Origin of the sequence: Blautia sp. DFI.1.216 (assembly GCF_020594215.1) — a bacterium.
GTDB lineage: Bacteria > Bacillota > Clostridia > Lachnospirales > Lachnospiraceae > Blautia_A > Blautia_A wexlerae.
In genome coordinates, this window is record NZ_JAJDML010000022.1 from 11687 (window position 1) to 33104 (window position 21418).

Genomic DNA, 21418 nt, shown 5'->3' on the forward strand with positions numbered 1-21418 from the left:
TATTATGAAAGAGAGGACCTTAGCATGAAGAAAAAAGGTAATTTTAGAAAAGTAGTATCTGGCTTGCTGGCAGGCATGACAATGCTAAGTACAGTGTTATCTCCGATGACAGCATATGCAGCGGAGATCCAGCCAGAGAAAAAACCGCCACTTTATGAGGACGTGAAAGACCTTCTGGATGAAGATGAGGTGGTGACTGCCAAAGATTATGAAATCGAAACAGGCAGTGTATTTGATGTGAAATCAGATTACACAGGACTGGAAATCAAGGATGATAACAAGGTCAAAGTCACATTCGAGGAAGCAAAGAACGACAAGGATGAGGATTTTACGACAGATCATGCGGACACTTACAAAGCGGTCTATTATGTGGAACCGGTAAATCAGGAGCATCCGAAGTACCAGATCAGCCGAAAACTGATTGTGCGTGAGAAAGCAACAGAAGCTCAGACAGAGGTGGCAGGGAGTGAAGCAGTGACCGAATCCGAAAAAGCTGTAAGTGAACAGCAGACAGAGGAAGCGGAGGATTCCGAAGCAGACTCGGAGGTTACCGATATTGACGCTGATGAATTTGATGATTTGGTAGAGCAGGCACAGAACCAGGATACCTATGATGAAGAATCAGGGTTAGAGCTTCATGATGTTTTGGAACAGGCAGGAGACGAAGGTGTGGATCTTGATTCTATGGAAGAAGGAGAGATTGCAACATTTGAAGCAGTTTCAGCTTATTCAGCAAGAAGTACACAGCAGGTAACAATTGAAAAAGGACCACTGTATAGATATGCAGATTATAATCTTGGAACCTACCTGACAGAGCCGTACTATATCAGCTACGGAAGCGTCAGAGCAATTGCGTATTGTGTACAGCCAGCAAAGCCAGGACCTGGATCTGGAAATTATACAATTACAAAGATTGGAGACAATCAGGCGTTAGCAAAAGTGTGCTATTACGGTACAGATGCCGCAGGAAGTGAAAGCTTTTTTGCAAATAAATACACGGATTTTTCAGAAGGAAAAAGATTCATCATTATTCATATGGCTGCATCATATGCCAACGGAAGTAGTGATGCCTTTTACGGAACAAATGCTACAGGAGAGGCTTTGGCAAAAGAACTCTATAATTATTGTGTGAATAAGCCGGAAATACCAGATGTAGCGATGTCATTTTCAAAGCCGAATGTAAAAGCTTATGTAGATGGAAATGTTCAGAGAACGGAGAACATTCAGTTCAACGCATCTTCCCAGCAGAAAATCACAATGGACTTACCAAAAGGAGTAAAGCTCCATAATGTATCTACTGGAACCGTAAGTGCGGCAGGTGCAAGCGTAACAATTGGAGGAGGAACCACGTTTTATCTTTCAGCGCCTCTGACACAGACAAAAGATGTAAGCGCTACTTTTTCTGCAAAAATGAAGGGAAGTATTACAAAAGATTATTCAGCATATAAACTGACTACGAATGCAAGTGTTCAGGATCTGGCATTTGTGTTTGGAGAAGGTGTCGCTGATGAAAAATATGTAAGCTTAAAGGTGTCCTGGATTGAACAGGCTACGATTGAAATCGTAAAGAAAGACGACACGGCGGATGTTAATCTTGCGGGTGCAGTATTCGGTATATACAGCGATGAGTCTTGCACAAAACTGATCACTCAGATGCCGGCAACAGATAAGAATGGAAAATCTTCTGTTACGATCATCAAGACACAGGATACTGTTTATCTGAAAGAGATCATAGCACCACAGGGATATGTGGTAAATGCAACGGCAACAAATGTAAAACTGGTAGCAAGTAAGACCTCAGCTGTAACCGTGGAAAATAAGGAACAGCTGGCAGAGCTTACCATTTACAAAGAAGGACAGGTGCTTACCGGAGCAGATGTCAGTGAGAATGGAACGGTATTCCAGTATGAAAACCGCAGACAGAAAAATGCAGTATATAACGTGTATGCCGGAGCAGATATCGTAACTGCTTATGGCACAAAAGTGTACAGCAAAGGGGACCTTGTAAAAGAAAATCTGACAACAGGTGAGAATGGTTCTGTTACACTGAAGAACCTGCATCTTGGATGCTATGTGGTGAAAGAAGCAAAAGCACCGGACAATTTCTATAACGGCAGCGAAGAAAAGCCAGTGACTCTGACCTATGCCGGACAGAATAAAGAAGTTGTATTTGCAGATGTGACTTTTAACAACGAGAGACAGAAAGCAGATGTTTCCGTAGTAAAACAGGATAAAGATACCAAGAAACCACTGAATGGCGGTATTTTTGCTCTATATGCATCCGATGATATTAGAAATGCAGACGGAACCGTTGTTGTGAAAAAAGGAACATTGATTGAGAAAGCAACTACTGGAGCAGATGGAACTGCAAAATTCACAGCAGATCTTCCGATTGGATATTCCTATTCTGTAAAAGAAGATCAGGCGCCGGAAGGCTATGTAAGAAATACAGAAGATGTGTATACGTTTAAGTTTTCTTATACCAATGATAAAGAAGCAACCGTATCATTTGCCCATACCTTCAGCAATGACCGTGTGACAGCAAAGATCAATTTATTCAAAGTTGATAAAGAGACAGGAAAAGCAGTACCACAGGGAGATGCCACACTGAAAGGTGCAGTTTATGGTCTGTATGCCCGTGAAGATATCGTGCATCCGGATGGAGCAACTGGAACTATTTATAAAGCAGGAGAACAGGTAGCTTCTCTTACAACCGATGACAAAGGACAGGCTTCTGTAAATGGCTTATATCTTGGCAAATATTATATCAAAGAGATCACACCGCCGACCGGATACCTGGCAGATACAGAAGAGCATGATCTTACGTGCAGTTATGAAGGAGATATGACAGCAGAAGTGAAAAGAGAGTGCACTTCCAGTGAGCAGGTCATCAAACAGCCATTTCAGATCATCAAAGCAGCCAACAATGGAAAGACCGATGCAGATCTGTTATCCGGAGCTGGATTTACAGTTTATCTGAAATCTTCCCTTACAAAGAAAGCAGATGGAAGCTATGATTTTGATTCTGCCAAACCAGTAGTGAGTGGAGAAAATGGAGCAACTGAGATTTTCACAGATGAAAAAGGGTATGCCTGCAGTATTCCATTACCATTTGGAAGCTATATCGTGCGTGAAACTACAACACCGCACAATTACAAGCCAGTCGATGATTTTGAAGTGAATATCACAGAACATCATCCAAACGAGCCACAGATCTGGCGAGTGCTTCTGGATGAAGAGTTTAAGGCAAAACTGAAAATCGTGAAAAAAGACGATGAAACAAAGAAATCTGTATTGATTGCCGGAACAGAATTTAAGGTATATGACCTGGACAACAAGAAGTATGTGGAGCAGGTAACAACTTACCCAGTGACAACTACTCACAAGTCCTATTTTACGGACAGCCAGGGATATCTGATCATGCCGAAGAATCTGAAGATCGGACATTACCGGATTGAGGAAGTCAACGCACCGGAAGGGTACACAATCAATAAGAACTATGTAGAGATTGCGGTGGATGCAAATACAGCATACCAGATGGATTCTGAGAGCGGAGATGCCATTATTACGGTAGACTACGAGAACCATCCGGTAAAAGGAAAGCTGACGATATATAAAAAAGGTGAGATGCTGACCGGATTTAAAAAGGACTTTGTTTATGAAGAAAGATACCTGAAGGGTGCATCATTTCATGTCTATGCAGCTGAAAATATCTATACACCGGATTATCAGAAAGATGAAAACGGAAACAGACAGCTGATCTATGCAAAAGATGCACTGGTAACAACGGTAACGACCGGGGAAGACGGAAAAGCAGTTGCTGATAATCTGCCGCTTGGTTCTTACTATGTAGTAGAAAAGACTGCACCGGAAGGATTTGTCCTGAACCATGACAGATCGGATGTCGCATTTGTCTATGCAGATCAGGATACACCTGTAATCGAACAGGAAGTGACTGTTGGCGATGACCGCCAGAAAGTTGTAATCCAGGTAGAAAAACAGGATGCAGAAAATGGTGCAACCGTAGCAGGAGCTGTCTTTGGTATCTATAACAAAGCGGATATTAAGGCAGATGGAAAAGTGATCGTGAAAGCAGACACACTCTTACAGGAAATGACTTCTGATAACGATGGTCTTGCAACATGTACGCTGGATCTGCCACTTGGACAGTATTATGTGAAAGAGTTAAAAGCACCGGCGGGATTTGTATCCTCTGATGAAGTTCTGAATCTGGATGCTTCTTACCAGGGACAGGATGTGAAGACAGTAAAACTGAAAACAGTGAAAAAGAACCAGCCGACAACAGTAGAAATTACAAAATCTGATGTAACAACAGGTGTGGAACTGGATGGAGCAAAACTCACTGTTCTTGATAAAGAAGGAAATGTTGTGGATCAGTGGACTTCTGTAAAAGATCAGCCACATGTGATCAAACGACTGACAGTTGGAGAGGAATACACTCTTCGTGAGGAAATGGCACCGTATGGATATCTGAAAGCAACGGATGTGAAGTTCACGCTGGAAGATAGAGCCGAGATTCAGAAAGTAGAGATGAAAGATGAAGTTCCAACAGGACTTCTGATCATCAACAAAAATGGAGAATTTCTGGATAAGATAACACTTCTGGATCATGTAAAAGGTACCGTGGAGCATCTCTTTGAGTATGTAACCGGAAGCCTTTCAGATGTGACGTTCGATGTATTTGCTGCGGAAGATATCAAAGCGGCAGATGGTGTCAGTGAAGATTATTTCAAAGCAGATGAAAAAGTGGGAACCATTACCACAGATTCCAATGGTATTGCACAGATGGGAGATCTCCCGGCTGGAAAATACTATGTGAAGGAAGTGAAAACAGCCCATGGTTATGTGCTGGACAAAGAGCCGAGATATGTTGACCTTTCCTACCGTGATCAGGACACACCAGTCATCACTTATGATGAGAAATGGCAGAATGCCCGTCAGAAAGTAAAGGTTACGGTTCTGAAGAAAGAAAAAGATACAGACCGTGTTCTTGCAGGTGGTGTCTTCGGTCTTTATACCAGTGAAGATATCAAAAATGCAAAGGGCGAGGTACTTCTTGAGAAAGACAGTCTGATCGAGCAGCGGGTAACGGATGAAAAAGGACAGATTATTTTTACGGCAGATCTTCCGGTAGACGGAAAATACTATGTGAAAGAAATCTTTGCGCCGGACGGATTTGTTACAACAGAAGAAGTACAGGAATTTACCTTTGAATATGCCGGAGAAGACCAGGCAGAAGTAAGCTACGACTTTACTTTTGAAAATCAGCCAACCACAGTGGAGCTGTCCAAAACAGACCTGACAACAGGTAAAGAACTTCCAGGTGCACACCTGAAAGTAACGGATTCAGATGGCAATACAGTAGATGAATGGACTTCTACGGAAGAATCCCATGTGATCAAAGAACTGGTTGTTGGTAAGAAATACACCATGACAGAGACAAAACCGGCAGATGGATATGTCACTGCAGAAAGTATTACTTTCACAGTAGAGAATACAGCAGAGGTTCAGAAGCATGAGATGAAAGATGATGTGACAAAAGTAGAGATCAGTAAGACTGATATCACAGGAGAAACTGAGATTCCAGGTGCGAAACTGACGATTCTCGATAAGGATGATCAGGTAGTAGAGAGCTGGACTTCCACAGAGGAAGCACACTATATCGAAAAACTTCCAATCGGTAAATATACCTTACGTGAAGAGCAGGCACCGAAAGGATATATTCTGACATCGGATGTTAGTTTTGAAGTAAAGGATACTGGAGAGATCCAGAAAGTAGCTATGAAAGATGACACTGCCAAGGGAAAAGTGATTCTCAATAAGACAGATAAATCATCAGGAGAACCGCTGAAAGGGGTAGAATTTGAACTTCGTGACAGCAAAGGAAAAGTTCTGGAAACCTTAAAGACAGATGCTGCCGGTCATGCAGAAAGTAAGCTGTATGAGATTGCCACATTTAAGAACGGCAAATATGATACCGCTATCAAGTATTATCTGGTGGAAACAAAGACACTGGACGGATACACACTGGATCAGACCAAGCATGAAGTGACATTTGCCTATGCAGATGACAGTACACCGGTTGTAGAAGTTACCTTTAATCTGACAAATGAGAAACCGGAAGTTCCAGAAACACCGAAAACACTGGATACACCACAGTCCCATGAAGAGACAAAGGTATCAAATGCACCGAAAACAGGTGACAGCACGAATATTTGGCTGCCGATTCTTCTTCTGGTAATCTCCACAGGAGGTATGGCAGGACTTTATATCAGAAAAAAGAAAAACAGAAAATAGTAAAGTAATTAATTTGTAGTAAAGGGGGGCCCTGAATCAGTAATGTCATTAACTTAAGAAAATTTGTAACAGTCAGCTAATCATTTTTGCTTCTTTTTGAAAAGCTGCATAAATTCAGGCACAACAACAAAACAGACCTGACATCTGTTTTTAGCGGAAATATTTTCTCAAAAATTTTCTATCCTACACGATATGAAAAACTAACCCAACGCTTTTTGATTATCCGTCGTTGGTAATGACGGTCAGGTCTTTGGGGCGATAGTTCTTTCTTGATCAGACCTTCAACATCTATCGTTACAGATGTCTGACGCAGATAATGCCTGCATATTTGAATTGCCATTGTGTAGTTTAACTGGTATGTGTACTTACGGTTTCTTTCTTCCAGTACGACATTTGCCGAAATAATTTCACAAAAATTGTACAGGATCAGTTTTGCGTAAATTTCCTGACAGATATATTCCACATTTTTAGAGTGAAGGTTTGTGAGACCGATTGTATATTTCAGCTCACGGAAAGAGGTTTCGATTCCCCACCGCATATGATAAAGTTCCTTGATCTTTTTAGGTGGGAATTCTTCTTTATCCAGATTGCTGGCTATACATTCATAAACTCCATTTTCCAGCTGAAACTGTGTGATCCTGAGATGAAGTGTATAAAACAAGTTCTCAGAATCAAGAAAGTCAAATGGCGATGAATTTGAGAGATATTTATAACCTTTCGTTTTATAAAACTTTTGTTTACGGGTCATAATCAGTTCGATTTCTTCATCAAATTCACAGGAAACCGGCAAAGAAAGGCTTCCGGAAATGCTTCCTCTTTTCGACGTATCTTTAATCCGGATCAGATAAAAGAGACCACGTTCCTGAACATTTGCAAAAATGTTATAGGTTTCGTATCCACGATCCGCCATGATGATAGTCTTCTGATTTACAGGCAGTTTTTTAACCATTTCAATCATGGCAGAGGATTCATTTTCTTCATAAGGCTCCTGAATCAGAGCGTCAACATATCGCCTGCTTTGGAGGTCATACAACGCATTAAGATGCAGTTGGTTAAACCCAAAAGTTCCTTCTTTACCAGCAAAATACGTGTGTGGATTTAATGGATCACGAAATATATTCAAGTCAGAACCATCACAGGCAAGTAACTGATAGCCTTGGTATTTTTTGTTACATGCTATCTGCTCATGAAATTTATGAAATAAATGTTCCATGGTACCTGGTTTTAATTTGTTTCTCTGCTTTATGAAGCCAGAACGTGTTATCTTGTTCAGATCATAATTAAAATATTTGTGCAATTCAGAATTAAGAGAACCGCCTTCCATAGTAAGTAAAAAATTCATTGTTGAGATAAAGTTCATCTTCCGATTTCTGGTGAAATCATGTCCTGGATTTTCACGAAATCCTCTATTTGGCTGCACATGCTGGAAATGACAGCATCAAGTTTGTTACGAATATAATCAGCGTAAAAGTTCATCAGCAATTCCTCCTAAAATGTATTCATTCAAGGAGGCTTCGCCACATTTTTTCTGATGTTTGTCAAGATGATTTCCCATATTATTTTATAAATTTTCTTAAGTTAATGACATTACCTGAATCAGGGCTCCCTTTTCAATACAACTAATGAAAGAAAGGAACAGAAAACTATGATGAAAACAATGGTAAAAAGACAGGAAGCAAAAAAGAACCAGGAGAAAACTTTAAAGAGAATGATGGCTTATCAGAAGAAAGCCGAGCAGATGGTCAGCAGAAAAAGAGTGAACCATCACATGATCAGAAAGGGGTAAAAGCGTATGATGAACAGAAAAGAATTTTATGAATATGTCAAAGACAATGTAAAGGAGTATCTGCCAGAGTCTTATAAGGACGCAGAAATTAAACTGCAGGAAGTAGAAAAAAACAACGGTTTGAAGCTGACAGGTATTACGATTCCAAACGGAGATCAGAGAATCGTACCGACAGTCTATCTGGATTCCCTCTACCAGGAATATATCCATGGAAAAGATGTAGACTCTTGTGTTAGCGATGTGGCTGATATGCGTATTGAGGCACAGGGAAAAGCAGAATTTTTTGATATGGGAGTTCCAGATATTCTGGATTATGAAAAGATGAAGGACAAATTACAGATGAGAATTTGTGATAAGGAATGGAATACCGATCTTCTTGCAGATAAAGTAGTCACAGAACACGGAGATTTTGCAGCTTATTATGCAGTAAATCTGGAGGAAAATGGAGAAGGGATCAGCAGTATTCCGGTAACTGTTTCTCTGATGAACGAGTGGGGAGTATCTGCCGAACAGATTCTAGCGGATGCGATGGTGGCAGACCGAAAACGTGGTGTCACACTTATGGATATGAATGAGATTATCAAATCTATGATTTTTGGTGAAGAACCAGAAAACCTGCTGAATGAAAAAATGGATATGGAAGCCATGGAAAACCCAATGTTCTGTCTGACAAACAAAGCTAAGATGAATGGAGCTTCCCTGTTACTGCAGGAAGATATTCGTAAACAGATTGGGGAATGCCTGGGAAGTGATTACTTTGTCATCCCATCTTCCATTCATGAAGTGCTGATTCTTCCTGATAACGGCATTTTTCAGGTTCCGGAATTAAATGCGATGGTACAGGAAGTCAATGAGACAAAGGTGGAGAGACAGGAGCAGCTTTCCGATAAAGTTCAGTTTTGTGATGGGAAAACGGCAGTTATGGAAAATGCTGAGCGTAGGGAAGCTCGTTTGGAGAAAGAAAAAGCAGCCGAAAAAGCGGAAGTAAAAGGTGGAATCCATGGAAGACTGGAGAAAGCTAAGGCAGAAATCAAGGCAAAAGAGGGAGACAAAGTGCCAAAGAATAAGTCAAAAGAGCTTGCCACAGCATTATAAAGAGTAACAACGATGATTTTAAGGGGACTGTGCTAAGCAGTCCCTGATTTTATGAAAAGGAGTAGCGCATGGCAAATAAATTATATGCAATGGAACAGCTGACGGAAGAGGTGGCAAAAGATGTAGCTGCCAGTCCGCAGGAATGGATGCGGTTCCTAAACACTGCATCCAGACTGTACAAATACACTTTTCCAGAACAGCTTTTAATTTATGCACAGCGACCGGAAGCAACTGCCGTAGCATCCATGGAAATCTGGAATCAGAAGATGTACCGCTGGATCAAAAAGGGATCCAAAGGGATTGCCTTGATTGACAATACTTCCGGACCGAAAACGAAACTTCGGTATGTATTTGATGTGCAGGACACTTATAAAGTGCGGAATCTTGGAAAGGATCCTCAGTTATGGAATCTTCCGGTGGAAGGAGAACAGCTGGTGGCAGATTATCTGCAGGAGCAGTTATCACTGGAAGATACAGAAGGAGGACTTGCTGAAAGTCTGCATCAGGCAGCGAAGGAGAGTATGCAAGAATGGCTTCCAGATGCATTGGAAGAACTGAGACTGGACGTAACAGGGACATTTCTGGAAGAACTGGACGAACAGAATCAGGAAGTCGAATTTCGGGAACTGATGACCAATAGTGTCTGGTATGTATTACTAAACCGGTGTGGACTGGATGCACAGGAATATCTGGATGCAGAGGATTTTCGGCATATTACGGACTTTAATCAGCTGATAGTATTAGGACATCTGGGAAGTGCAGTCAATGAGATCAGCAGACCAGTCCTGATGCAGATTGGACGATATGTGCTGAATAATCTGGAAAATGACCTGAAAACGGTTGCAAAAGAAAAAGAAGTAGTCTATAATGAATTTAACACGTTAATGCGTGAAAACAGTACAAATAAAACAGAAGATAGAGAAGAAAATAAGGAGGAAACAGACTATGAGAGAGATCACTTACAGCCAGAACGGAGAGTATCAGATTCCAGATATCAGCCTGGAAGAGACGAGAGGAACCATCGGGAAGTATGGAATGATGAGGAAAGAGTATCTGAGAAATCACAAGGTAGCAAGGTTCAACATTCTGACTCTGCAGAACCGTCTGGACAGTCATCTGATGGAGATCGACAGTCAGGCAAGACAGAGAGTAGACAACCTGATGAACGAACTTCTGGAGAAAGATCCGGCACCGGACAAGATGGCAGACACAATGGCGTGGACCAGACACATGAACCAGATCAAAGCACAGGCAGAGGAACTGGTGATTCAGGAGATTATTTACAGTTAAGCCTGTTCCCAACAGAAGAGGAACAGTTAGGGGAAATAAGGAAAGCGGCAGCTGCATTAGAACAGCCAGCCGCTTTTCTTATTTCTGATGAAGTGGTAGACGATATTCTCCGAACAGGAAGCGGACAGAAAAATACGCTGTTTCACATTACTGCAAGATTGATTGAGGGTCTGGACAATGAAGAAATGCAAAGCTTCCTGAAAGATGAATATAGAACTGGAGGAAAAGGATTTACCATAGATGGTCAGAAAATCAGTATCTGGTACGACAACGATGGTATCCGTATCCGGAGAGGTGATTCTGCCAGAAGAAACTTTGACCGTATCGTTACGTGGGAAGAAGCCGCTGACAGAATCCGAGATATGTATGAGGAGGGAAATTACGTTGATAATCTTATCTCCAATAATGCTATCGAGCAGGAACAGAAAGAAATGACAGATCTTCTGGCACTCCATTTCCGTGATACGAGCAGAAACAGAGAAGAACGGTTGTCTTATTCTGACTGGCAGGATGTAGTAGGGGCGGCTTGGACAGATTCGGAAGAAGCAGCTGCGACAGCCTATCGTTTTGAATGGCTTCAGGAAGATATGGAAAAGAATCCAGAAGATTATCATCGCTGGGAAATCCAGCATAATCCTGAATATTTCCAACGTTATAAAGATCTCCAGAGGGAGCGTTCCTGGGTGGATCAACAGTTTAAAGTAGAGCGACCGGCTCTATCCTTTATCACACAGGATGAAATTGATGCAGTGTTAAGAAGAGGCGGTATTACTGCCGGAGGACGTAACCGAATCTATGAGTATTTCATGGAGCACCATGATATGAAAGATGCAGCTGAGTTCCTGAAAAATGAATATGGAACAGGTGGTTCTTCACCCGGAATACCAGGAGCAGATGCTTCTGACGCATCCCACGATGCAAAAGGATTAAAGCTTGGAAAAGGGAAGATTGGCAATCCAGAGGTAGAAGTTTTATTAAAGTGGAATAAGGTTGCAGAACGTGTTCGCCAGTTAATCCGCACAGATGATTATTTGTCACCGGAAGAAATGGAAAAGTACGAAGAGCGACAGGAAGCACAAAGACTGGCAGACCTGGAAGAAGCACAGCAGATGTTAGGAGAACAGCTGGAACAGGATACTTTTACAGCGGAAGATATAACGGATCTGCGACTAGTTGATTCAGAATATATGTCCGGTACCAGAACAAAAATCTATGATTTTGCTTGCAAAGTTAAGGGAGAAGAGAATCGACTTCAATACACATTAGAATATCATGATGATGGAGAAGGTTTCACGATTCATACGGAAAAAGATGATATTTGGGAGCGAATGTCAACACAAGAATTGGAACGTCTGGATGTAAAACTTGGACAAGAAGTACTTTATTATCATTATCACAACAAAACAGTAAATGCGGATACCTTAGATAAATTACGGGAAATCAAGGAAGAAATCATGGAGGAAGAGTCTTCCTATTTTACTGCTATTTCTAAACGTGTGTGGACAGATTATGATAAAAAAGAAAAAGAACTGTCGGGAGAAGTTGAGGTATCGGAAGAAAAAGAATCATTGGAAGAGATTAACGGAATAGCAGAACTGATTCCAGCAACGAACTTCCATATCACAGATGATGAACTTGGACAGGGAACACCGAAGGAGAAATTCCGAGCCAATATTATGGCTATTCAGCTGTTAAAAAAATGTGAGGATGAGAACCGCAATGCGACACCAGAGGAACAGGAAATCTTATCCAGGTACGTCGGCTGGGGAGGTCTTGCAGATGCATTTGATGAGACAAAATCTGCATGGGAGACAGAATATCTGGAATTAAAGACCGTCCTTACACCGGAAGAATATGCTGCAGCCAGAGCTTCCACATTAAATGCTCATTATACACAGCCGATTGTGATTGAAAGTATGTATCAGGTGTTGGAGAATCTGGGATTTACAAAGGGAAATATCCTGGAGCCATCTATGGGAGTCGGGAACTTCTTTGGAAAGCTTCCGGAGAATCTAAACCAGTCCAAACTCTATGGAGTGGAACTGGACAGCATCAGTGGTAGAATTGCTAAACTTCTCTATCCAGATGCCAATATCCAGATCAAAGGCTTTGAGAAGACGGATTATCCCAATGATTTCTTTGACGTGGCAATCGGAAATGTGCCATTCGGTGCATATAAGGTCAATGACCGTCAGTATGACCGCTACAATTTTATGATTCATGATTACTTTCTTGCCAAGACTATAGATCAGTTACGTCCAGGTGGTGTAGCTGCGTTGATCACAACAAAGGGAACTATGGATAAGGCATCACCGGAAGTCCGGAAATATTTGGCAGAGCGTGCAGACTTGCTGGGGGCAATCCGACTGCCGAACACAGCTTTTAAGGCAAATGCAGGAACAGAAGTCAGTGCTGATATTTTGTTTTTCCAGAAGCGTGAGAGTTTCACAAAAGAGATGCCAGACTGGGTGAATTTGGAGAGTGATGCAAAAGGGATTACCATTAACAAGTATTTTGTTCAGCATCCGGGAATGATTCTTGGTGAGATGAAAGAAGTGTCCGGTCCGTATGGTATGGAAACAACCTGTGCTCCAATGGAAGGAGCTGTTCTGGAATTACAGTTACAAGAAGCTGTAAAACACATCAAGGGAAGCATGGTAGCGGCAGTAGATATAGAGGCAGAACTGGATGAGATGCCAGAGAGTATTCCGGCAGATCCGAATGTCCGAAATTACAGCTATACGGTGGTAGATGATCAGGTATATTACCGTGTCAATTCTTTGATGAATCAGGTGAAAATGCCTGCAGCCACTGCAGAACGTGTAAAAGGCATGGTTGCAATCCGTGATACCGTTCGTGAACTGATCGCCATGCAGATGGAAGAATTTGTCACAGACGAAGAAATCCAGAAACAGCAGAAAAAACTGAATCAGGTGTATGATACCTACACAGCAAAGTATGGAGTTATTGGAAGTAATGCTAACAAACGTGCATTTTCTGATGACTCTTCTTATTGTCTGCTGTGTTCCCTGGAAGACTTGAATGAAGATGGAACATTGAAGCGGAAAGCGGACATGTTCACCAAACGAACCATTAAAAAGGCGGTCGCTGTGACAAGTGTGGAGACAGCCACAGAAGCACTTGCTCTGTCCCTAAATGAAAAGGCTCAAGTAGATCTCCCATATATGGCACAGTTGACCGGAAAGACCGAAGAGAAAATCACAGAAGAGCTGGTTGGAGTTATCTTCAAAAATCCACTGACAGACCAGTGGGAAAGCGGAGATGAATATCTCTCCGGAAATGTTAGGGATAAATTAAATATTGCAAGAACTTTTGCAGAGAATCATCCAGAATTCACACCGAATGTGCGTGCATTGGAGGCAGTTCAGCCAAGAGATCTGGAAGCGTCGGAGATTGAAGTGCGTATTGGAGCCACCTGGATTGAACCTTCGGATTATCAGGATTTTATGGTGGAACTGCTTCATACACCGAGGTATCTTGCACAGAAGGAAATACAGGTAAAATTCTCTGAGGTAAATGGTGAGTGGAGGATTACAGGAAAGAACGCCGACAGTCCAAGAAATGCGTTTGCCTATGCAACGTATGGAACGGAGAGAGCAAATGCCTACCGGATTCTGGAAGATACCTTGAATCTAAAAGATGTTAGAATCTATGATAAAGTTGTAAATGAAAATGGGGATGAAGTGCGAGTTTTGAATAAAAAAGAAACTATGTTGGCATCACAAAAGCAGGATGCCTTAAAGGCTGCATTCCAAGATTGGATTTTTAAGGATCAGCAGAGGAGAGAAAGACTGGTAAGCGTGTACAATGAACGTTTTAATAGTATCCGTCCCCGTGAATACGATGGAAGTCATCTGACTTTCCCAGGGATGAATCCGGAAATAGAACTTCGACCGCATCAGAAAAATGCAGTCGCACATCAGCTATATGGTGATAATGTGCTTCTTGCTCATGTGGTAGGTGCTGGGAAGACCTACGAAATGGTAGCGGCGGCAATTGAGAGCAAACGTCTGGGATTATCTCAGAAAAATCTTTTTGTAGTTCCGAACCATCTGACAGAGCAGTGGGGAGCTGAGTTCCTACAGCTATATCCAGGGGCGAACATTCTGGTAGCAACCAAAAAAGATTTTGAACCGGCAAACCGGAAAAAGTTCTGTGCCAGGATCGCTATGGGAAACTATGATGCCATTATTATCGGTCATTCTCAGTTTGAGCGTATTCCAATCTCTGATGAGAAACAAGAAGCCATGCTTCAGAGGCAGATTGATGATCTGGAAATGGCAATCCAGAGTGCAAGATATGAACAGGATGGTGGACGTTATACCGTCAAACAGATTGAAAAGACAAGAAAAACACTGCAGACAAGGCTGGAGAAACTGAATCAGAAAGAGAAAAAAGATCAGGTAGTTACTTTTGAAGAACTGGGAGTGGATCACTTGTATGTAGATGAAGCACACAGCTATAAAAATGCGTTTCTTTATACAAAAATGAGAAACGTAGCCGGGATTGCACAGAACGAAGCACAGAAATCCGCAGATATGTTCAATAAATGTCAGTATCTGGATGAGATTACCGGAGGAAAAGGCATTACCTTTGCTACGGGCACACCAATCAGCAATAGTATGACGGAATTATATGTTATGCAGCGGTATCTGCAGAACAGCAAATTACAAAATATGGGACTTGGACTGTTTGATTCCTGGGCCTCCACCTTTGGCGAGGTAGTCACGAGCATTGAGCTTGCACCGGAAGGAACAGGCTACCGTGCAAAATCAAGATTTGCAAGATTTTATAATATTCCGGAACTGATGAATATGTTTAAGGAGATTGCAGATATCAAGACTTCCGATCAGTTAAAACTTCCTGTGCCGGAAGCAGAATATGAAACAGTGGTGCTGAAACCAACGGAACAGCAGAAAGAAATCGTAGAAAGTCTGGGGGAACGTGCAGAAGTTGTCAGAAGCGGAGGGGTAGATGCCTCAGTTGATAATATGCTGAAAATCACCAATGATGGAAGAAAATTAGCATTGGATCAGCGTTTGGTGAACGAACTATTGCCAGATAATCCAGAAAGCAAAATAGCAGTCTGTGCAGAGAAAAGCTATGAGATCTGGAAAGACACAGCAGCACAGAAATCGGCACAGCTGATTTTTTGTGACTTGAGCACACCGAAAGGTGATGGCAGTTTCAATGTTTATGACGACTTGAAGCAGAAACTGATGGAAAAAGGTGTACCGGAAAAAGAGATTGCATTCATTCATGATGCAAATACAGAAGCAAAGAAGACGGAGTTGTTTGGAAAAGTGAAATCCGGGCAGGTTCGTTTTTTGATTGGTTCGACAGCAAAGATGGGTGCCGGGACCAACGTGCAGGATCGTCTGATTGCGTTGCACCATCTGGATATTGGCTGGAAACCATCTGACTTGGAACAGAGGGAAGGGCGTATTATCCGCCAGGGAAATCATAATAAAAAGGTTCATATCTTCCGATATGTAACAGAATCCACATTCGACAGCTACATGTGGCAGCTGATCGAGAACAAGCAGAAATTCATTTCCCAGATCATGACCAGCAAAGCACCGGTCAGAAGCTGCGAAGATGTGGACGAAGCGGCACTTTCCTATGCAGAGGTTAAAGCACTGGCAACTGGAAATCCGGCAGTAAAGGAGAAGATGGCACTGGACGTGGATGTGGCAAAGCTGAAACTTTTAAAAGCCAATCACATGAATAACCAGTATCGTTTGGAAGATGATATTGTAAGGAATTTTCCGCAACAGATTGCAAAACTGACAGAGATCATTGACAGCTACAAGGCAGACATCGCTCATTTTTCTGAGCATAAAAGCACAGATCCAGAGCAGTTTACTATGGAGATTGGTGGCAAAGTGTTCACAGAAAAGAAAGAGGCAGGAGCAGCACTTCTGGCGGTATGTAAAGATATTAAAACTGTAGATGCTGCGATGGATATCGGAAACTATCAGGGATTCAATATGAGGATTCAGTTTGATGGATGGAGTAAAGAATTTATATTATCTGTCAAACATGAGGCTGTCTCGAAAGTTCATCTTGGAGCAGATGCACTTGGAAATATTACCCGTATCAACAATCTGTTGGACAGTTATCCAGAGAAGCTTTCAGAAGCACAACAAAGATTGGAAACAGTGTATGAACAGATGGCAAATGCGAAAGAAGAAGTGGGAAAGCCATTTCCAAAAGAAGAGGAGTTGAACCAGAAACTGGAGCGACTGTCAGAGCTAAATGCATTGCTCAATATGGATGAACGGGAAGATGCAGAAGCAGAGGTATCTGAATCAGATGAGAAAGAAGAAAGACCGGCACGTGGTTCTATCCATGAAAAACTGCAGATTTGTAAAGAAAAGAGTCAGCGGGAAAGTGAAACTGGCAAGGATAACAGAAAACGGGACTTTGGTCTGGAATAAGAAAACAAGGAAGATGGCATAATCTGACAGAAAATATGTTCTGTGGGTTATGCCATTTTTCAGAATACAGGAGGAACTTATATGGCAAGAAACAGGATAATAGGTAGAGAAACGCAGAAAATGCAGGAATATACGCAGGAACAGATCAATCAGGCAGAGAGTAGAGGTATAGAAATATCAACAGATGTAAAAGAACAGCTTTTTGAATATGCGAATCTGATCGGCGAGAAAGAGAAAGTTAGGGCTTTGGTAAGAAATCTGGCAGATGCAGTGAGCCAGGCAGATTCAGAAGGTGTAGAGGATTTGCTGGATGACGCAAGAATGGATATTCAGGAACTGCCAGATCCAACCATAGGTAAGCTGGAATTACGTGACTATGGATATATGGAAGAAGATATGGTGCCACTTAGAAAAGAAGCAGCTTTGGATTATCACAGAATGGGTTCTAAGATTTATTGTCTTGGCAGTGCTGGCAGTAAAGGTGAATATGCGAGTAAAGAAATGATACAGGCACATGACGGTTTGTTTGGAATGGAATCGCAGATGTGGGAACGGATAAAAGATAACAACCTAGATTATGCAGAAGAAAATTTAGGAGCATTTCAGGAGCCTATGAGTGTCATTGAGCAGGAAGAAGCACTGAAATTATACGATGCAGGAGCAGATATCTATCTGATCACTAATTTTTCATCACCTATGTATGTCACAGAACGCATGGAAATTGAACGAGGACCGGAGCATTATCAGATGTCTATGACAGAACTGGAGCGTTTCCGTAACCTGGAATGGGAAATGCAGAAATATCCACAGATTCAATCTTTGAAAGAAGCAAATCTGTTGTTAGGAACAAGAAGGACATTTGGAATTTATCAGATTCGGGATGATTTACCGGGAGAAAACTATGCATTTATGAATATGAGTTTTATTGAAAGTCATGGTATGCAGATAAAAAAAGAAGATTATAAGCTGGTCTATGTTGGTGAATTATCAGGAAATATGTCACTGGATGATATTTTTGAAAAGTTCAACATTGACAGACCGGAAGACTTCCGTGGGCATTCCCTGTCTGTCAGTGATATCATAGTTCTGAATGACGGGAAAAAGGTAACTGCTCATTTTGTAGACAGTATCAGTTTTGAACAGCTGGATTCTTTCCTGAATCTGGAAGAACAGGTTCTTAGTGAACTGGCATATGAGGTAGGAGAACGATATTTTGCTATTCAGAGAACAGAAGAAGGATATGATTATTCCTTTTACGATGAAGATTTCCGCTTGATGGATGGTGGCATTTATGAGAATGATGAAATTTCTATTGAAGAAGCGGCGGAGGAACTTTTGGAAGACGAAGGCTGGACGGGAGAACGCATCCGTGGGGATTATGATCAGTTGATGGAAAAAGTAGAAGAAATGGATGAAGCTGTAATGGCAGAGATTCAGAAAAGCCAGGGCGAATATAAGCCATTGGCAAAGGTGGAGGAACTGGAAGAGGCCAATTATAACATGATTGATAATGTACTCAATAATATGCCGCCTAAGAAAGAAGCTTATCTGGAATATTATGCTGCAGAATGTGATGAAATTCATGATATGGGAGCTTATGAGAAAAGCACAGATGTGAAAGAAATCGCAGCAATCTATGAGAAGTACAGAGAAGATCCGGAAAACGCTTATAAAGGCAGTGGAATGGGGATTATTTATCGTGATCCGGAGGATAGCTTGTTTGATGAAACAGAACTGTTGATTGTAATGGGAACAACGATACACGGCGACTTCTTGGATAATGTGCGGTTTTTAAAAGATCAGCCGGTGGTGCGTGAAGGTTTGGAGAAGATTCATAAAGCATTGCCTGATTATAAATATATCCCGATTCAGGATGTGCGTGAGGCAATGTATCCGAAAAAAATGACAACAGAAGAACTGGCAGCAGCATTGGATGAGATTGCGGAAGACTTCGATCCGTATGACTATCGGGACCATGTAGAGCCAGGGCAGGATACCATACAGGAAGTCATGCTGGATCTGCAAAGTGGAAATGTTGGTTCTTATATTTCCTTTCTGAAGGATGTGATTGAAGAAGACTGTGAGCAGTCCGTGTGGGCAGGTGTTTTGCTGGAACGGCTGAAATCCTACGAACCAGATATATCCAAAGAAACAGAGCCGATGGTGTATGTGAATTACTGTGAAAAGCGAGAGCTGATGGAACCACGCTGTCAGAAGCTCTCAGATCTGGATTCCCGTACTGCACAGAAGGATAAGGAATGGTACGCAGACCGTAATCCGAGGACGGATGAGCCGATGGTAACAGCCCAGATGTTTTTTACTATATATTATGCGGAAAAAGGCGATAAAATGCTGCAACATTTCAAAGGGAAAATAGATATTGGAACAGGAAATGGCGGTATTTTAAGTCAGCTGAAACTCCAAAATGAACTGAAACTTACGGATGAAAGCTGGATTGGTTATCTGAAAAACAAGGGAAATGAAGAGTTTCAGAAGTGTATGGAAGATCTGACCGATATGCAGAACCATGTGCTGCCATATTTGCAGAGCTTTTGCAGTCTGGAAGAAAAAAGTGTGCAGGAAAAGCAGGAACGGCAGGTTGCAGAAAAGCAGGACAGCAGAGTAGAAGCGTCAAGAGCAGCGAATGTGACAAAAGGGGATAATGACAAAGCTGTGAAAAAGGTAGTTTCGAGTATGCAAACAGAAAAGAATAAAGCAACTACGAAGGCAAAGAAGCCATCTATTCATGAACGACTGGAAATCAATAAGAGAAAAATCCAAGAAAAGCAGGGAAAAGATGAGCTGGAGAGAGGAGCTGATCGGGATGTAAGAACGGTATAAATTTATAGAAAGGCACTTGGCTCCGTTTTGGACATAGCAAAAGTGCTGACAGTGACGAACGAAGATGTGCTGCCTGCTTATTTGCAGAGAGTATCTGATTTTGAAGACTGCCTACTTGCAACTTGTACGAAGGAGAATCAGTGTGATGCGATTGTGACAAGGAATAAAAAGGATTTTCTTTCCTTTTGGATTACACTGCTTTCTCCGGAAGAACTGCTGAATATTTATTCGTAAAAATATGTTTTTACAATCGGCAGCAGAAGGAAAGTTGAATGATAACTCCGATCCAGCATACTGCAAAATATAAAAATTTTATAACAAAGTGGAAAACCCTGCGTAGGATCAGAAATGTTCTCACAGGGTTTCATGTATCTAATAAAATATAGAAATTTAGCGGATTTCTGCTAGAATAAGAAAAACTGTTAAAAAAATATCGTATATAGATCAAAAAGACTATATATGGGCGACCTTTTAAAGCCGATTTATATAAAATAGAAGAAAAAAAGGTGGTCGATACCGTGGATATAAAAACAGCGGTCATATATCGTTTAAACGATCTGATTAATCAGAAAGATATCACAGTGAATGAGGCGGCGGTATGTTCTGGCGTTCCTCCTTCAACATTAAAGAATATTTTGTATGGTCAGAGTAAGAATGCTGGCGTAGTTACAATAAAAAAGATATGCGATGGATTGGATGTCACAATACAGGAATTTTTTGCTGATCCCATCTTTGCAGATTTGGAACCCGAACTATAGGAAGAGTAAATGCTCATAGGATTCAGATTCTGCAGGATGGATTTTTTATGAAAGAGGGTTAGAGGAAACTAACTTAGGAGGACATAGATGTATAAAATAGCAATTTGCGATGATGATAAAAATTACAGGGAGAAAATAGAGAAGGTTATAGAAACGGAAGGGATTCTTCCTAAGAGCGAGATACGGTTTTATGAATACGAGTCAGGAAAGGAACTACTGAAAAATGCTGATATTTTGCATGATTTGGTCTTTATGGATATGCGTATGCCCGGATTGGATGGGAATAAATCGGTACTGAAGCTGAGGGAATACAATAGGGCAGCGATATTGGTGTTCTGCTCCGGATACTTTGAACCGACTTCAGACAGCATCAATATTGGGCAGCCGTTCCGGTATATTATGAAAGACTTGCATGACAGAAGTCTAAAAAGGGAAATCCCTGCAATTTTATCAAAAGTAAAATTGCACTGTGGAGATTCTTCCGTGACGGTTACATCAGCGGGAAGAGTAATTCGTATCTATACGGAAGACATTTTATATATCTGTCTGGCGAAAAGGGGTTGCTCTATATACGTTGCTAGGCAGGGGGAGATAGATGAGATGCATTGTAAGGAATCTTTAGGCGATTTATATGAACGTCTGGCCGGAAGGGGATTTGAGTATGCACACAACAGCTATATTGTGAATTTGGCAAAAGTGGAAGGATTGGAAAAGAACGTTGCGTTGCTGTCGTTTGGAATCCAGTTGAATGTTTCGAGGTCGAGAAAAGGACAGTTTGCCGACGCACTGATAACATTTCTTGGGGAAAGGAACGGCATGGTATGATAATAAGAGATTATTTGATTTGTCTTCTTCAGATGTGTCTGTTG

At 41.5% G+C, this 21418-nt stretch carries 9 protein-coding genes; 8 read left to right on the plus strand and 1 reads right to left on the minus strand.

The genetic code is table 11. The features are described 5' to 3' along the window. Positions 1–24: 24 nt before the first annotated feature. Positions 25–6318, plus strand: a complete 6294-nt coding sequence (locus tag LJE11_RS10245) for a SpaA isopeptide-forming pilin-related protein (RefSeq protein ID WP_101695380.1) — start codon at positions 25–27, stop codon at positions 6316–6318. Between the two features lie 178 nt (positions 6319–6496). On the opposite strand, the gene LJE11_RS10250 is transcribed toward LJE11_RS10245, so the two are convergent. Then, complete coding sequence (locus LJE11_RS10250; RefSeq protein ID WP_227295920.1) at positions 6497–7678, minus strand: IS4 family transposase; 1182 nt, start codon at positions 7676–7678, stop codon at positions 6497–6499. Between the two features lie 285 nt (positions 7679–7963). On the opposite strand from LJE11_RS10250, the gene LJE11_RS10255 reads away from it, so the two are divergent. The 7 genes from LJE11_RS10255 (at position 7964) to LJE11_RS10285 (ending at position 21374) form a co-directional block, all read left to right on the plus strand. Continuing rightward, positions 7964–8104 carry a hypothetical protein gene (locus LJE11_RS10255; protein WP_170962603.1) on the plus strand — a complete coding sequence of 47 codons (141 nt, stop codon included), beginning with the start codon at positions 7964–7966 and terminating at the stop codon, positions 8102–8104. Between the two features lie 6 nt (positions 8105–8110). Beyond that, entirely contained in the window at positions 8111–9199 is a 1089-nt protein-coding gene (locus tag LJE11_RS10260) for a DUF5688 family protein (protein WP_055156947.1), read from the plus strand. A gap of 68 nt (positions 9200–9267) precedes the next feature. After that, positions 9268–16950, plus strand: coding sequence for a DEAD/DEAH box helicase family protein (locus LJE11_RS19810; RefSeq protein WP_255655853.1), 7683 nt, complete (start codon positions 9268–9270; stop codon positions 16948–16950). 81 nt (positions 16951–17031) lie between these two features. Beyond that, positions 17032–19791 (plus strand): YodL domain-containing protein, encoded by a 2760-nt coding sequence (locus tag LJE11_RS10275; protein ID WP_118037241.1) that lies wholly within the window; start codon positions 17032–17034, stop codon positions 19789–19791. Between the two features lie 27 nt (positions 19792–19818). Next, on the plus strand, positions 19819–20025 hold the full coding sequence (locus LJE11_RS20800) for a PIN domain-containing protein (RefSeq protein ID WP_024728263.1): 207 nt from the start codon (positions 19819–19821) through the stop codon (positions 20023–20025). 284 nt (positions 20026–20309) lie between these two features. Next, positions 20310–20549: a helix-turn-helix domain-containing protein gene (locus LJE11_RS10280; RefSeq protein ID WP_054337273.1), complete on the plus strand. Its 240-nt coding sequence runs from the start codon at positions 20310–20312 to the stop codon at positions 20547–20549. Between the two features lie 87 nt (positions 20550–20636). Further along, positions 20637–21374: a LytR/AlgR family response regulator transcription factor gene (locus LJE11_RS10285; protein ID WP_227295922.1), complete on the plus strand. Its 738-nt coding sequence runs from the start codon at positions 20637–20639 to the stop codon at positions 21372–21374. The last annotated feature ends 44 nt before the right edge of the window (positions 21375–21418 follow it).